The 19,203-nt window shown below is 34.8% G+C and carries 1 protein-coding gene; it reads left to right on the forward strand.

The window, feature by feature from the left end:
- The first annotated feature begins 103 nt into the window (after positions 1-103).
- On the forward strand, positions 104-19,171 hold the full coding sequence (locus BM305_RS15015) for a non-ribosomal peptide synthetase (protein WP_092562548.1): 19,068 nt from the start codon (positions 104-106) through the stop codon (positions 19,169-19,171).
- Positions 19,172-19,203 lie beyond the last annotated feature (32 nt).

Here is a 19,203-nt window from a genome sequence, read left to right on the forward strand (position 1 = left end):
TAAACCGTTCCTTTTGCTCGTTGTTTTTACAAAAATAAAGACTTCGCACATAATAACCAAATATTGTGTGCGAAGTAAATGCACAATATGAGAGGTGAATTTTATGAATGAGAACTTTTACAGTATGGTTGCTGACGGACAGCTTTCTATTGAAGAAGCTCTGGAAAGAATGAAAACCATAGCTGAAACGGATCAAACAGAGGAAAGACTTATGGAACTATCCAGCGGACAAAAAGGGTTGTGGACTATTTATAATATTGTTCGAGAAAACTATGCCTATAATATTCCAATCGCTTTTACTATATCAAAGACCGTTGATTTAGCTAAGTTAAAGGATTCTTTTAATAAGCTGGCAGAGAAGAATCCTCAACTTAGAACCGTTATTCTGATGAAGGGGGGAAAAGTAGTTCAGAAGATCCAAGATGAATATTCACTAAATTATAGTCAGATCGATATTACAGGTATGAGCAAAGAAGAGACCAATAAGCTGCTTTTTGAGAAAGCACATGTGCCTTTTCATTTGGAAGAAGAAGAGTTGTTTCGCATTTATGTTTTTACTGGACAAGAAGAGAGTATAGTTTTACTTAATATCCATCATATTATATTTGATGGCATTTCATCAGATATTCTTCTTCGAGAATTAGAAGAAATTTATTTTGACCAATATGAAGAAAATGAGTACAAAGCGTCTTACGGTAAATTTATTAACTGGCAGAAACAAATGATGTCAGGTAAAGAAGGGGAAGAGCATAAAAAATACTGGTTAAGCATGTTATCAGGAAAAAAATGCAGCCTAAAATTACCTTACGACTATGAAAAACCAAGTATACCTCAGTTTAGTGGAAGTCATTATTCTATGAGTCTTGGGGAAGATGAATTAATGAGACTACGCCATATAGCAGAGCAGACAGGTGTAACTTTGTCAACAGTTATGTTAAGTGCGTATAGTATTTTATTAAACTTTTTGGTAAAGGAAAAGAATATATCAATTGTTATGCCAGTAGCGGGCCGGCCAGATATTCAATTTGAAAGTACAATTGGATATTTTATGAACTTGGTTATTATTTTGAGTCAGATAGAACCAGAAAGTACGTTTGAAGAACTTGTAAAAAATACGCAGGATATCATATTTGAAGTAATCCAGCACAGTGATTATCCATATCAGACCATTTTGCAGGATTTGAGGAAAGAAACCAATGGCATAGTAGAAGCCAATAATGTAGCTTTTTACTATCAAAACTGGATAACACCAACTGAAAGAAAGCAAAAATTGATTCAAAATATTTTTGGAGAGATTCGTCAAGAAGGTGAGTTTGATTTGGCACTGGAGCTGATTGAAAATACCAATGAAATGCAAATCTACTTGAAATACAATACAAGTTTATTTGATGAATCTTCTATTAAAAAAATAGCTGCTCAATATCTTGATGTTTTAAAAGCAGTTAGTCAGAATGTGAATATAGCGGTTGGAGATATTTTAAGAGATGATCAGAGTATACATAATTTAAATGTAAAAAGAGACTATGACTTAACAATTAGTACGTTTGATTTATTTGAAAAGACAGTAAAAGAATTTCCAGATAAGATTGCTGTCAAATTTAACGAAGAAGAATATACCTATGCAAAATTGTACAAAGAGAGTATACAATTGGGAAATTATCTGAAAGAACAAGGCGTTCAAACGGGACACGTTGTGGGAATATATATGAAGCGTTCCATAGAAATGCTAATAGGACTTCTTGGAATTATGGCATCTGGAGCAACCTATGTTCCTTGTGATCCGTTATATCCGGCAGAAAGAATTCAGATGATGATAGAAGATAGTAATCTGGAAATGTTATTGACAGAAACTGAGTTATGTGAAAAACTGACCTTCGGTAAAAAAGTTGTATGTTATGATCTAATGAAAAATGAGTGGAAGAACCAGCCAGAGATAATGTATAGACAACCTATATCAGATGAAATCGCTTATATGATTTTTACATCTGGTTCAACAGGAAGACCAAAGGGTGTAAAAGTATTACATAAAGGCTTGACAAATTTCCTATTATCTATGATGGAAAAACCGGGATTTACCTCAAATGATAGTTTGTTAGCGATTACAACCATCTGCTTTGACATTTCTTATTTGGAATTATATCTGCCTATTGTGTGTGGTGGTACGGTTGAAATTGTTTCTGATGATATATGCAGAGATGGAATTAAATTAAAAGAAAAACTTGAAAAAAGCCAATTTACTGTAATGCAGGCAACACCTGCTACATGGCAGATGTTATTGCAGGCAGAGTGGAGCAAAAAACTCCCAATCAAAATTTTATGTGGGGGAGAAGCATTATCAAAAGCCTTAGCAGACAAGCTTCTTATTCGATGTGATGAATTGTGGAATATGTATGGTCCTACAGAAACGACGATATGGTCAACGGTAAAAAAAATAGAGAGTAACGAAAAAATAACAATTGGTTATCCAATAGCCAATACGTGGCTATACATTTTAGATGAAGAACAAAAAGTCTGTTCAATTGGAACTTCTGGTGAATTATGTATTGGTGGAGCTGGACTTTCAGCAGGATATGTAAACCGGCCAAAGGAAACACAGGAAAATTTTATTCTGTATAAGGAAAATGGGGTGGAAACAGCTCTTTACCGTACAGGTGATATGGCAGTATTTTTGCCGAATGGTGAAGTAGAGTGTCTGGGCAGAAAAGATTTCCAAATTAAAATAAGAGGATTTCGTGTTGAACTAGAAGAAATTGAAAATGCAATTAAAAAAATCGAGGATGTTATGGACGCTGTTGTAGTGCAAAAGGAACTTCCCGAAGAAAAAAGTATATTAGCGGCGTATTTGATTATGAAAAAGGGGAAAAGGCCAGATAGTAAAAAATATATAGAATTTTTAAAAAGCAAACTGCCACATTATATGGTTCCAGCTAAATATATTGAAATAGAACAGTTTCCAAAAACACTAAATGACAAAATTGACCGTAAGACTTTATCCAACTGGGATATTGCAGTTGAAAAGCAAAAAAATAATAGTATGGAATTGGACGAGAGCAACAGTACTGATATAAAAGAGATATTAATTCAGGATGTAATCGAACTAATTAGAGAAAGCATTGATTTAGAACTGGGTGAATTAGACTGTGAAACCAATATAGGAGAATTAGGTTTTGACTCTATTTCATTTACAACTTTAGTAGTGGCACTGAATAGTAAATATGGGCTAAAATTAAATGCAACTATTTTTTATGAATATTTAACAGTGGGTGCTTTATGCAGATACCTGGCTGAAAGCTTCTCAGAAGATATATGTAGAGATGAGCGGTTTAAGGTGAAAAATTGCAGTACGAAAAAAGAAATGATGGATAGCAAAACAGAAGAAAGAAGAAAGATAGCAATTATAGGTATTGCTGGTATGCTTCCAGGAGCAGATAATTTAAATGATTTTTGGAATGTGTTAAAGGAAGAGAAGGATATGATATCTGCGATCCCAAAGGAACGCTGGGATTTCTCCGAACTGAACAGTAATCAGGAACAATCATTTAACTTTGGAAGCTTTCTTGAAAATATATATGATTTTGATCCACTATTTTTTGGACTTTCACCTCGAGAAGTAGAGATTATGGATCCACAGCAGCGGTTATTTCTAAAGTCAGTGTGGGAAGCTATTGAGGATGCAGGATATAAAGTCTCTGATTATTCAGGTAGTAGAATGGGAGTATATGTAGGATGCACAGGAACTGATTTTATGGATGTGCTGAAAGCAAGCAAGGAAGAGATTAAGGCACATAGTATTTCAGGGGTTTCCAGTACGATTATTCCCAATCGTGTATCCTATTTATTAAATTTTCATGGACCAAGTGTTGTAGTAAATTCTGCCTGCTCCAGTTCTTTAGTTGCGGTGCATCACGCGGTTTCTGCTTTGCAGAGCGGAGAATGTGACACAGCAATTGCTGGTGGAGTAAATCTAATGCTAAGTCCATTTACTCAACTGGCATTAGGAAAAACAGGAATGCTAAGTCCAGATGGAAGATGCAAAACCTTTGATGAGTCTGCAAATGGGTATGTCAGGGGAGAAGGTGTTGCCGCTATATTATTAAAACCCCTTGAAGAGGCAGAAAAAGATAAGGATCATATATATGGAGTGGTGCTGGCAAGTTCAGAAAATCATGGTGGTAAATCTACATCATTAACAGCACCAAATGTAACCGCAGAGGCTGAACTTATAATAGATGCAGTTAGGAAGAGTAAGGTAAATCCATTATCAATCAGCTATATTGAATGTCATGGAACAGGTACCGCACTTGGTGATCCAATCGAAATCAATGGGTTAAATAAAGCATTTCAAACAGTATTTGAGGAACAGAATATTCAATTTGATGGAAAAGCCTATTGCGGTGTTGGCTCAATTAAATCAAGTATAGGACATTTAGAAGCTTGTGCAGGTATTGCCAGTTTAGTTAAAGTATTATTGGCAATGAAAAATAAACAAGTACCATCCAATATCCACTTGAAGAAAGTGAATAAAATGATTGAGACAGAAAACAGTCCATTTTTTGTTGTAAAGGATTCCTATGAGTGGAAAAACCAAATAGATGAAAATAAAAATGTACTTCCCTATCGTGCTGGAGTTAGTTCTTTTGGATTCGGAGGAGTAAATGCACATGTTGTTTTAGAAGAATACAGAACAACCAAGTTAAGAGAAGAGCTCCTCTCCACAGAAAAGCCGTATCTTATTGTTTTATCTGCCAAGACAACAAACAGCCTGAAAAAGTCAGCTGAGAAACTAAAACAGTTTTTAATAAACAATGAAGATGTCAAAATAGAAAATCTTGCCTATACGTTAATTGTTGGTCGAGAAGAATATAATGAAAGATTGGCACTTACAGCAGTGACTGTCAGAGAAGTAATAAATAAACTGGAACGTTTCCTTTTAGGACAGGCAGATACAAACATATACATAGGTAATACCCAAGGTTATAAAAAGAATCCTGACGATGACAAGCAGATTATAGGTATGGATTTAGCTGCAATAGCTGGAGAATGGGTTGCTGGCACAAAATATAACTTGAGAAAATTGTTTTCTGAAAAATATGCCCGCATTTCTTTGCCTACATATGCATTTGATAATAAAGAATATAAAATAGAAATAGACTTTACAAAACAGCTATCTAATGCAAATGTAAAGAATGTCAGCATGGGTGAAATGATAGATTGCTTAGTACCAACGCATAACTTCGGAAGTGATTATGCATTTAAAAAGATCTTTACTGGAAAAGAAAGGGTTGTAGCAGACCATGTTGTAGAGGACAGTCCAATTTTACCTGGAACAGCATATCTTGAAATGGTTGCAGAAGGAATCAGTAAGGTAACTACAAGAGGATTCACAATAGAAAAGGTGAACTGGATTGCTCCCTTACCTATTGTAAATGAAACAGAAATTTTTCTGATGTTTAAAAATTACAAAGAAGAAAGAGTAAAATTTGAAATTACTAGTTGTTCTATGACTGGTACGGTGCATGCGGTTGGTTTTGTGCAGCTGCAAGACACGATTGTTTCAAATGGAAAATTACTTGCTATTGAAAGTCTTAAAAAGCTGTATGATAGACAATTAAATGGGAAAGAATACTATTCCCATATTAAAGAAGCTGGAATTGATTACAGAGAATATTTTCAAGGAATCCAAGAAATCTGGTTTAACAGAGAAAGTGCTTTAAGCAGAATTGAATTGCCGGCAGAATACCAGGCAGAAACAGAAAAATATGTGCTACATCCTGTTTTAGCAGATTTGGCGTTACAGACTATGGCAGTATTAATTGAAAATGAAAATGGGCCTAAAATACCGTTTATGGTTAACAAGGTTGAGTACAGGAATAAGATGTCTGAAAAAGGCTATGCCTACGCTGTTCATAATGCAAACGATAGTTTTACCATTGAACTGTGTAATGAGTATAATGAGGTATGTGTCCGTTTATCAGAAGTAACCAACAGAGAAATACAAGCGAAAAAGCAGCAAAAATATTACGCTCCTATATGGATAAAAGATAATTCATATGAGTACATTCAGACAAGAACAAAACGGGTCGAAAAAAATACAGTGATTATTACAAATGCTGTTCATTGTGCCTGGATTGATCAATTTATTAATGGATTCCAGTCTGGGATTACAATACTAACAGGAATGATAAACAAGAAACAAAGTGAGAATTGCTGGGTCATCGATGTACGAGAGAAAGATAGTATTGAAAATGTATTAACTGCGTTTTCTCAGAAAGAACAAATAAAGCAAATTTATTTTATTCCACAAAGCCTAGAAACAGATAGCATAGCAGAAAGCGAAGACAATAGTGTCCTATTACTGCATAGGATAATTAAGCTATTAGACAAGTTAAACTATAAAGAGATTGATTTGATGGCAGTAACACAAAATAATTTTGATATTGTTGGAACCGAAAATGGTAATTCTTATACCGCATCTGTATTTGGATTAGCATCTGTAGCAGCAGTAGAATATCCAGGCTGGAATATAAAATATATCGATGTAGATTTTAACGAGGCTATAGATGATAATGCAGTAAACCGCTTATTACAATGGCAAGATACAGAAATAGCAAATAATTGTTTTTATGCAATACGAAACCAGGAATGGTATAAACGAATCATTGCACCAGTGAATATAAATAATGCCAATAGTCAAAAATGCTTTAGAAATAACGGAGTATATTTCATTATTGGAGGACTTGGAGGAATTGGTTTTAGTCTTAGTGAGTATTTGATAAAAAAGGTAAATGCTAAAATAGTATTAATTGGAAGAAGTGCTTTGGAACAAGAAAAACAGAATAAGCTGAATCAACTAAGAAGGCTTGGCAGTGAGGTTTTATATATCCAGGCAGATGTGTCTGAATATGAGCAATTGCAGCAGGCAAAAGGTATTGCACTTGAGAAATTTGGAGTAATACATGGGGTAATTCATTCGGCACTTCTTTTAGAGGATCAGCCTTTGAACCAGCTGACAGAAGAAGCTTTCAAACATGTACTTAGTGTTAAAACAAGTGGAACAGTAAACGTATTTGAAGTATTTAAAAAAGACAGATTAGACTTTATGTTATTCTTTTCTTCTATTAATGCATTCATTCAAAGCTACTCACAAGCAAATTACTCTGCTGGTTGTGTGTTTCAGGATGCATATGTTCAAGCACATAGGAGAGAAATGAGTTATCCAGTAAATATTATTAATTGGAGTTACTGGGATGAGGTTGGAATCGTTTCGAAAGAAAGATATAAGCAGCACTTTAATCGTCTGGGAATTAAAGGGATTCATACAATAGAAGGAATAAAAGATATAGAGAATATTCTAGAAAGCAGCTGTAGTCAAGTTATTGTTATAAAGACAAATAAAAATATTCTCCAGAAAATGAGTTATGAGGATTCTGTTTGTTTGGAAGCAGCAGTGAAAAATATATTAACTGCTAAAATAGAAAGCATTCATACAAATGAGGATCAAAAAGAGACTTTATATCAGGAAATGGAATACATTCAGCAAATCGAAGAGTATGCGGTTATGCTTTTACGACAGACCGTGGGTGAAATTGGAGTTGAAACGGATTACTTATATAGTCCGGAACAGTTATTTGAACAGCTTCAAATTACCAATCAATACAAAGGATTGTTTGATGTCATTCTTACTATATTAGAGCAATATGGTTACGCAAAGAAGAAAAATAATTTAATACAGTTTTTCAAGTATGACGGGTTTGAGAGCCAAATTTCAAAAATAAAAAATGAAATAAGTATACATAGAACAGAGCTGATGCCATACATCAATCTGTTAGATATCTGCTTTCACTCATATATCAATATACTGACAGGAAAAAAAGATCATATGGAGGTATTATTCCCAGGTGGCTCTAAGGAACTTGTTGAACCGATTTATAAAGGAAACAGATTGGTAGATTTTTATAATAATCAGGTGGCAGAAATTGTCTATGAGCTTACAAAATCTTTTGTTCAAAAGAATAAGGAACTGAAAGTAAAAATCGTGGAAATCGGTGCGGGAACTGGTGGAACAAGTGCAGCAGTATTTCGAAGGCTAGAAGAATTGAAGGATAATGTGATCTATTATTATACGGATATTTCAGCTGGATTTACAGTATTTGGTGAGAAAAATTATGGTAGTCAAAATCCATATGCAGTATTTAAGGTGTTAAATATTGAAAAATCAATCAAAGAACAAGGTTTTGAGCAGAATAGTATTGATATTTGCTTTGCATCCAATGCAATTCATGCAACAAAATGTATCAGAGAAACCTTGCAGAATATAAAACTTTTATTAAAACATAATGGTGTATTTCTGTTAAATGAGCTTACAGAAAGGCAGGTTTTTTCAACATTAACTTTCGGGTTGACAACAGGATGGTGGCTATTTGAGGATGGCAGCGAACGAATCTCAGGGTCCCCTCTTTTAAGTGTTGAAATGTGGAAAAAGCAGTTATATCAAAATGGTTTTTATGAAGTGGAAAATGTGGCCGTAATAGAGGATGAAAGTCACAGTAAGAATCAAAGTATAATTATGGGTAGAAGCAATGGTGTTGCCCAAATACAAACCTGTCTGCCAACAGCTCAAAAGACAGATAGTAAATTGGTTCCTCAAATTGAAAAACAATCAGAAGAACCAATCAAGGAAAAAGTATATCAGTACTTATTAACGTTATTTGCGCAGACGCTCAAAGTAGAAGAAAATCTGATAAAGGGCTCTGTACCATATGAATCTTATGGTATTGACTCTATGCTGATTATAGAATTAAATAAAGAATTTGAACAGCAGTTTGGTGAATTTCCAAGTACAGTACTATTCGAGTATAATACTCTGAATAAATTAACTGATTATTTTATCGAAAATTATGAAACCCAGCTTGTAGTAATGTTAGGGGAGAATACGTCCCCATTGATACCTGAGACTGAAATAAAAACAGAATTACAAGAGAACTTTTCGATGGAATCAGAAGTGGCTGTTGAAGATATAAATAGAATTTCAGAAATAGCAATCATAGGGCTGGCAGGAAAGTATCCTGAGGCAGATACATTACATGAATTCTGGGAAAACTTATGTTTGGGAAAAGACATGGTGAAAAAAGTTCCGGAAGACCGATGGAATCACGATGAGTTTTATGTAGAGAACGGAGAAAAACTTGGTGAAAGCTATACCCAGGTAGGAACATTTTTAAGAAATGTATATGGATTTGATTCAGAGTTTTTTGAGATAAAAGATGAGATGGCTCAGAATATTGATCCTCAAGAAAGATTATTTATGGAGACGGTGTGGCATCTTCTAGAGGATGCAGGATATCCGTTTAGAAGCTTATCTGAAAAAGGTGACATAGTTGGTGTTTATGTGGGAACTATGTATGGGGACTATGGAACCCTTGCTGCGGCCAATAGTACAAAAGATAATTATAATAATGCACAATCTTCTTACTGGCTGATTGCCAATAGAATATCCAGTTATTATGATTTTCGTGGACCAAGTATTGCTGTTGACACAGCGTGTTCCTCTTCCTTAACTTCCATACATCTGGCTTGCCAAAGCATTATAACGGGAGAATGTGATACAGCAGTCGCAGGCGGCATAAACATTATGTTGGATGCAAGACATTACCTCAAACTGAATTCTGTACATAACCTGTCACCTACCGGACAAACAAAGAGCTTTGGAAATGGAGCAGATGGTTTTGTAGTAGGAGAAGGGGTAGGTGCAGTATTACTAAAACCACTAGATAAGGCAATTATAGATAATGATAAGATATATGGCGTCATTAAGGGGACTGCTGCAAATTCAAATGGAAATACAAGCAGCTTTATGTCTCCAAGCCCAAGTATGCAGGCGGAATTAATTGACAGAGTTATTAAAAAAGCTGGAGTACATCCAAGAACCATAAATTATATTGAGGCACATGGTACAGGAACAAATTTTGGAGATCCAATAGAAATTAGAGGACTGGAAAAAGCATTTTCCCCATATACAACGGAGACTGACTTTTGTGCCATTGGAACAGTTAAAAGTAACATTGGGCACTTAGAAGCTGCGGCTGGAGTTTCAGCGTTAACAAAGGTTTTATTACAGATTCAACATGGAAAATTACTTCCTATTCACAATTATAAGGAAATGAGTCCGTATATAAAATTAAACAAGTCGCCATTCTATCTTCAAACAACTCTTTCGGATTGGAAGTGTGTGGAGCTGGACGGCAAACGATTTCCTAGAAGGGCAGGAATTAGTTCTTTTGGAGCAGGCGGTTCAAATACGCATATTATTGTTGAGGAGTTTATGGGAGAAGAAAAAAGGAATGTAAATAGAAATGCAATGCAGGCGGTGATTGTAGTATCAGCAAAGAAAAAGGCTCAATTATATCAATATGTTCAGATGCTATTAGACTTTCTACAGGAAAATGAAACAGTAGATATTTACGACTTTGCTTATACATTGCAAGTAGCCAGATTTCATATGAAGGAACGTATGGCATTTGTAGCGGACAGCAGAGAAGATATAATTTGTAAATTTAACAGTTTCCTAGAAAAGGATGAAAACGAATATATTTTTGCCGGAGCAGCAGCAACAGATGAAATGGAAGAAATGTCGTTACATCAAATTAATTTAGAAAAATATGAGGAAGTTCTTGAAGTTGTGAAACTATGGGTAAGTGGTAAAAATATTAAGTGGCGCAGCCTCTATCAGAATAATTATAATTTACTGACACTGCCGAATTATCCATTTGAACATAAAGAGTTACAATTTTTGAGCAAGGAAAAAAGTATGTTTCAATATTTCTATTCCTATGAGGAAGCTTACCTACAGGATCACATATCCTTTGGTGAGGAAGTTTTGCTGGGGGTTACACATTTGTGTCTTGCAATTGAAGCGATTGAAAAAACTTATGGCAAATTAGAAGGATTGTGCATACATCAATTCTTACTGCTAGAACCCGTCGTTGTAAAAGAAAAAGAACGAGTTGAAATAAGAATTGAATTATCACAAAGCAATGAAAAATTATTTTTCAAAAGCTTATATAGAAAGGATAGTGAACTACAACTAAAAGAAGCAGCTCAGGGTGAGTTTGGATTTTCGAAAATCCAGGCAGCAGGCAGTAATGAAGTAGAATCTTTTCTAAAAAACTGTGAAAAGCAATATAGTAAAACAGAAATCTACTACAATAAATGGCCTGGTGTATATGGGAACTCATTACAGACTGTTGAGAATGCATATGTTCTGGGGAATGAAGTTTTAGGGAAATTACAAGTAGCAGAAACACTTTTACAGGATGGACATAGCTACAAAGTTCATCCAGCTATTCTAGATGGAGCAATGGTTTCCAGATGTGCCCTGATTGAGGAAGAAGAACGAGTACCACTAATACCCCTTATGATAAAAAATGTTACGGTATATAAAGAAACTTCTAAAAACTGCTACAGTCAAGTACGAAGAATTAAAGTAAATGAGGAAATGTGGGAACTAGATATCAAAGTGTTCAATATGTCGGGAGAATTGCTTATTGAAATGGAAGGGTTGATTTTAAAAAGAGTACGAGGTGTTGAGATGTCATCGGAAGTAGAGTTAATGAGCAGCAGCTTAAATCTGGAAAATAAAGAACCAGATAAAAAAGGCACGTTTAAGCATATGCTACAAATGTATGTTTTGAACAAACTTTCACATGTCATTCAAGTGGAGCCGAAAAAAATCGATACAAAAAAGAACTTTATGGATATGGGTATTCAATCTATGGATTTTGTACACATGGCTCAGGAAATAGAGGTTGATATAAAAGATGAATTGTATCCAACAGTATTCTTTGAGTATTCAAATGTCATGGAAATTACAGATTATTTTCTTGAAAATCATAGAAGTCAATTTGAAACATTATTTAGTACGAAACAATTAGATAGTGAAAAGAAAGTAATATCCAAGTCAGCAGAAGTTTCTATGAATAAAAATAGAGTAAACATGAATCATTTAAACTTAGAGAAAAAGAAAGAAAAAGAAAAGTGTCCTGTGGCTATTGTTGGTCTTTCAGCAATAATGCCTAATAGTGAAAGTCTTGTGGATTTTTTTGAAAAAATCTCATTACAGCAGGAGTTAATTACGGAAATACCTGCTGATCGCTGGAAATGGCAGGACTACTATAAAGGTGACTCTGACGATACATCCAAGACAAATGTTATCCGCGGAGGATTCATGAAGGAAGTGGATAAATTCGACCATAGTTTTTTTGGAATATCACCAAGAGAAGCTGCACTTATGGATCCACAGCAGAGAATTGCTTTAGAACTTGCATGGAAAACAATTGAGGATGCAGGGTATTCTCCACTTGATTTTTCTGGCAGCAAAACAGGAGTTTTTATTGGTGTTGCCGGGCACGATTATAGTAACGTATTAAATGAGAGCTATGTAGAAAGTGAATCCCAGGCATTGACAGGTAATACCCATAATATCCTTGCAGGAAGAATCTCCTTTCTATTAAATCTCCTGGGACCAAGCGAACCTATAGATACCGCCTGTTCCAGTGCCTTAGTTGCAATTCACAGGGCTATTCAGAATATAGAGGATGGAACATGTGAAATGGCATTAGCAGGAGGCATTAACTTAATAGCTCATCCAGCTTTGTTTGTTTCTTTTGATAACGTAGGAATATTAAGTAAAAATGGAACATGCAGGGCATTTGATAAGGATGCAGATGGTACCGTTCGTGGTGAAGGTGCAGGCTTATTATTACTTAAGCCACTTGATAGGGCGATTGAAGATAAGGATCATATTTATGCCGTAGTAAAGGGTAGTGCTGTAAATCATGGAGGACATGCCAGTTCATTAACAGCACCTAATCAAAAACAACAAACACAAGTTATTATAGATGCAATAAACAAGGCAGAAGTAGTTCCAGAAACGATCACTTATATTGAGGCACATGGAACAGGGACTTCACTGGGAGATCCAATCGAGATTGACGGACTTAAATTAGCATATAAGAAACTATGGAATAACTATAATAATAGAAAATATGAGGAGCCTTATTGTGCAATTGGTTCTGTAAAAAATAATATTGGACACTTAGAAACGGCATCAGGTATTGCCAGCATTGTTAAAGTTATATTCAGCATGAAATACCAGACAATAGTAGGAAATGCTAATTTTACAACGCTGAATCCTTATATTAAAATTGCAAACACTCCATTTTACATTTCAGAGACTACAAAAAAATGGAATCATATTATGGATGAGCAGGGAAATGAGGTGCCTTATCGTGCCGGAATTAGTGCATTCGGTTTTAGTGGTGTTAATGCACATATGATATTAGAGGAGTACAAGGAACATAGGAAGGAAGATGGAAATAATGTTGGTAGTCAATTAATTCCTTTATCCGCAAAGGGAAGTGAGGAACTAAGACAATATGTTCAGCTTCTTCAAAATACAATGATATCCAGTTGTGTAACGAGGAGTATAACAGAGGACAGGATTTGCATAGATAAGTTGGTAAAAACAATCATTTCAGAAGTTCTTTTTATGGATCAGACTTTATTAAAAGATGATATGTCATTAATGGAATGTGGTTTTGATTTTACAACAATAAGCTTACTAGTGGACCAAGTGAATACTAAATATGAAGAACTGATACAGTATCAAGACATAACAGTATTAAATACCATTGCACAGGTAGTTGATTTAATCTGTCAAAGGCGAGGAACCGAAGATAAGATTCCGAATCAGACCATGAATGAGACAACTAAAATTTCACTACAAGAACTAGCATATACATTACAAAAAAGCCGTTCCTATATGCCAATAAGAGTTGCATTTGTAGCAGAAAGTATTGAGGAATTAAAAATACAATTAGATGGATTTTTGAATGGCGTAAAAACAGTTCCAGGTATGTACTATTATGAAAATAGGACTATGGATGACCAATATGAAGAAAATTCAGAAGAGATTTTTATGTATGTGAAAAATAAATGCCTTGATAAGATTGCGGAATGCTGGTGTAAGGGATGTGAAATCCACCAGTGGGAAATGCTTCATGAAGGTAAGGTAAATAAAATATCACTGCCAGGATATCCTTTCAAAAAAATACGTCATTGGGTAAGAAAACTAGAAGATGAAACGAACAAGAACATTGGCAAGAGAGAAGCATTGACAGAAGCACTGACAGAATTGCTTGACAAGAATATTTCAGATCTAAATGGACTAAAATTTGAAAAACGGATGGACAAGGATAATCTGTTTGTAAACGAACATCGGCTAAATGGTATAAAAACCCTGCCTGGAGTAGTATATCTGGAAATGGCAAGAATGGCTGGAAGTATAGTAAATACAAAAGAAGATGTAATTGGGTTAAACAATGTCATTTGGAGCAGCCCTATTCAGGTACTAAGTGATAGCCAAAATGTTTTAATTCAGGTAAAACATCAAAATACATCTGAATTTATTATTGGAACAGATGAGTCAACTAGAAATGCACAAGGTGAAATAGAATATGGTTTATCGCAAGAAAGTACAGAAAAGATAAATATCAATGAAATAAAAAATAACTGCACGTATCAGATGTTTGACAAGGAGTTTTATCAGTATTTTGAAAAAGCAGGTTTTCAGTATGGAGATAGTTTTAAATCCATCAAGGAAATTCAGTTTAGTGATACCGTCGCAATCTCAAAAATTGAACTATCAAAGAAATTTGAGGATGGTACAAATGAATACGTATTAAATCCACTTGTTTTAGAGGGAGCATTACAGACAGCCGGGCATTTGATTAATCTTAGTAATAAGAATCAACAGCCAAGCATACCATTTGCAATCGAAGCAGTCAAAATTTATAGTAGATTAGATTCAACCTGTTATGCTGTTGCATCCTTTATGGAAAATATGGATCATGAAACCGTAAAGCATATGAAAATTCTGCTGGTGGACGAAACAGGCAGAGTGCTGGTAGAGATAAGTAATTATATGACTCGGGAAATTAGTTTGAAAAATAAATTTGAGACAGCAGTTTATCAGCCAGTTTGGAATGAAAAAAGCATAGTTCCTGCAATGGAGAATGTTGGAGTACTGACAGTCTTAGCAGATGATAATGAGATTATCGAAAAAATTAAAAAAATCACAGATATTCCAGTTATTTCTGTTAAGCAGGGCACAAGTTTTGAGAAACTAAGTGATATGGAATATTGTATAAATGGAATGAATGATGCCTGTTGTCAACAATTATTACGTGAAATAAAGCGGATAAGTGCGGAAAATGTTATGATTATCAATTTATGGAACAGTACAGCAGAGTATTCGGATGAAAAAGAAGAAGTAGACAAGCAGTTAGCAGCTGGTTTGTTTCATGTTTTATCTTTTAATAAAGCATTCAATATGGAAAAGAATCTAAACAATGTTACATACCTTTATCTGTATCCTATGAACAATGCTATTTCTATGGCAATGAGTGGTTTTCTTAAAACAATGAATAGAGAAAATGCTAAAGTATTCTATAAAATGGCCGGATTTGCAGATGCCTCAGAAGCCTTGGTTATGGCTGTGGAGGAAATTAATGGTGTACAAGAGGATGTTGAGGTACTCTACAAGGAAAAGAAAAGATATGTAAAAGAGATGAAAGAATTATCTATTTCACAGGCAGAATCTGAGAAAACCTTCAAAACAGAAGGAGTATATTGGATTACTGGTGGAATGGGAGGTGCCGGATTTGCAACTGCACTTCATTTAGCACGTAACTATAAAGCTAAACTTATCTTATCTGGAAGGACTGCTTTAAATGAATCTATAAAAAACAGAGTCAGCAAATTATGTGCAGAAGGTGGAGAAGCCATTTATCTTCAAGGGGATATCTCAAAATATGATGATGTGGTAAATATTTTGGAGCAGGTACATCTAAGGTATCAGGTGCTGAATGGCATTATTCATTGTGCTGGATGTATAAAGGATGAACTGGCAATTCATAAAAACAAAGAGGAAATCTGGAATGTTTTAAATGCAAAGGTACTAGGAACAATTAATTTAGATAGAGCAACTCAATTTGAAAAAATGGATTTTCTCATGTTGTTTTCCTCAATTACTGCTGTACTTGGCAACGTTGGACAATGCGATTATGCCTATGCAAATAGTTTTTTGGATAGTTTTTCATCCTATCGAAATACTTTAAGAGAAACTGGAAAGCGAAATGGAACTACTATTTCAATAAACTGGCCATTGTTGGAGGATGGAACAATTGGTGTTACAAAGCAAGCAAAAGAATATATGGAACAAATGCTCCACTTAAAAGGAATGTCATCTGAAAATGTTTGCAATATGATGGAAGAAGTAATTCTACTGTCGGTGCCACAAGTAATGGTTCTACATGGAATAAAAAGCAGGTTCTATCAGTTATTTGAAAACAAAAAGAGAATACAGACAGATAAAGAAAATACTGGAAATACTGTTGAAAATCAAAAAGAATTATATGATAAGCTTATGTCGGATTTAATAAAGATGGTAGCAAAAATATCATATATGGAAGAAAAAGATATACTAATCGATGCCATATTGGATGATTATGGATTTGATTCTATTGTAATCACTGAATTTACAAGCGATTTACGTAAACAGTATAACATGAATGTAACGCCAGCTATCTTTTTTGAATTAGAGAAAACCACTCTTCGGAACTTATGTCAGTATTTAGTAAAGGCATTTGAAGAGGAATTATATCGGGAATATAGCATAGATGAAAAAAGCATGTCAAAACCAGAAGAGAAACCGATTATGGAACTCGTGGAAGATAAAAAAGATGAAAGCTTTTTCCCAGTATTTCAGAAAAAGGAAATGATATTTGAAGAGCAAAGGCATATGAATCGTTTAAATCAAGAAGAGTACGAACCTATTGCTATCATTGGATTAGCTGGAATGTTGCCGCAATCAGCCGATCTCTCTGAATTTTGGGAGCACATGATGCTTAATGAAAATCTGCTAACAGTTGTGCCAAAGGAGCGATGGAACTGGGAAGAACATTACGGTGATCCACATGCAGAAGGCAAAACTCTTTGTAAGTGGGGTGGGTTTATAAAAGACGTGGCTGATTTTGATGCCAGATTTTTCAACATGTCTCCTAGAGAAGCTATTTTACTGGACCCACAGCAGAGAATTTTCCTTGAAACCGCTTGGAAAAGCGTTGAGAATGCAGGATATAAGCCATCTCAAATTTCAAAAACCCAGACGGGTGTTTTCGTTGGGGTAACAAACTCCGAGTATACAGAAAGATACTCGAAAGCAGATATTAAATTAGACGGGCATGCAATTAGTTCAAATGCACATTTTTTGATTGCAAACAGAGTTTCTTATTATATGGATTTAAAAGGTCCAAGTGAAACAATTGATACGGCATGTTCAAGTTCAGCAGTTGCCATTCATAGAGCAGCACGCGCGTTACAGGACAGAGAATGTGATTTGGCATTGGCAGGTGGTGTTAATGTGCTGGCATCTCCAAATAGCAACATTGGTTTTGATGCTTCTGGTATGCTTAGTCATGATGGTAAAATAAAAACATTTGATGAAAGCGCAGATGGATTTGTTCGTGGGGAAGGCGTTGGAATTATTGTGTTAAAGAGATTAGCTGATGCGATAAGGGATAAAGACAACATACAGTCAGTGATTATCAGCAGTGCAATTAATCATAGTGGTAATTCAAAATCATTTACGTCACCAAATCCAAATGGAGAAGCAGCTGTAATTACCAAAGCTGTGCAGCAATGCAAAATAAATCCAGAAGATATCAGCTATATTGAATTACAAGGAACGGGATCTTTACTAGGAGACAGTGTAGAAGTACAAGGACTTCGTAAAGCCTATCGTAACTTGGGCGTGAAGATGAGTGGGGAAGCCAAATGTGGATTAGGCTCTGTAAAGCCAAATATTGGACATTTGGAATCCGCTTCTGGAATTGCCAGTCTATTTAAAGTGATTTTGGCAATGAAAAATAATGTAATACCAGCCAGTATAAATTTATCCAATATGAATCCATATTTAGATTTAGAACACTCAAATTTTTATTATATAGCAGAAAATCAAGAGTGGAAAAATGAAGTTGATGTGTTAGGAAATAGGAAACCAAGATATGCAGGGGTGAATGTTTTTGGAGCAGGTGGAACAAATGCACATATCATACTTCAGGATTACACACAGGTAAAACCTAAGAGGAATGCTGGCTCAAAAGAAGAAGTAATTGTTTTTTCAGCAAAAACAAAAATGAGTCTGTTAGAAATCATGAAACAGACAGCTGACTATGTAGAAAAAAATCCTATGCTGGATATACGAGATATTGCATACACTTTACAAAATGGAAGAGATGCTATGGTGGAAAGAGTCGCAATTATCGCTGCTACAACAGACAAATTAATCGAAAGTATTCGGTTGATAGTAGAAAAACAGTCGATGGACAATCTTCCTTCCAACATCTATTATAATAAGCTTCAAGCAGAGACGAGTGCGATGTTTGAATTATTTGATGATGAGGACATCAGGAATGAAGTTGTACAAAAAGCAATACAGAAAAAGGATTATTTTAAAATAGGTAAATTGTGGGCAAATGGAATGGAAATCTCTTGGGATGCTTTGTATGATGAAACGAGATGTCGTATCGAATTACCTACGTATTGTTTTGAAAGAAAAAGCTATTGGCTGGAAATAAAACCACAAACGATTAGTGAAGATAAGAAAGCAGATTCCCCCAAACTGGAGTATGTAGACATTTTTGAAAGCAAGGAAGCGGCAAATGCTATGGATAAAAAGAATTGGATTCAGAAATATCTGCTAAATGTAATTGGAGAATTTCTTTATATGAAGCCAGAGGAGATTCTTGTAACAGAAGAATTGTATTCATTAGGTTTTGATTCTCTTATGTTTGCAAAATTTAAATATAAAATTGAGTCAGAGCTGAATATAGTGGTATCGTTAGCAGAAATAGCGGAATGTAAAACAATTGAAGATTTCACCGGTTATCTTGAAGGACAAGAAATCAGCCGATTCAACGTAGATTCAAATGAAATACAGATGGAGAGCATTGACCAGCTTAATCAAATTGTGGCAGACGTAGGTATTACTTCGTTGAGTGAAGATAAAATAGATGAGTTACTACTGAAAATAAAGGATAGTTGTTTTTTGTAAAACTAATTTAGAATCAAAAAATAGGAACGAGG

The organism is Anaeromicropila populeti, assembly GCF_900112775.1.
GTDB classification, from domain to species: Bacteria; Bacillota; Clostridia; order Lachnospirales; family Lachnospiraceae; genus Anaeromicropila_A; species Anaeromicropila_A populeti.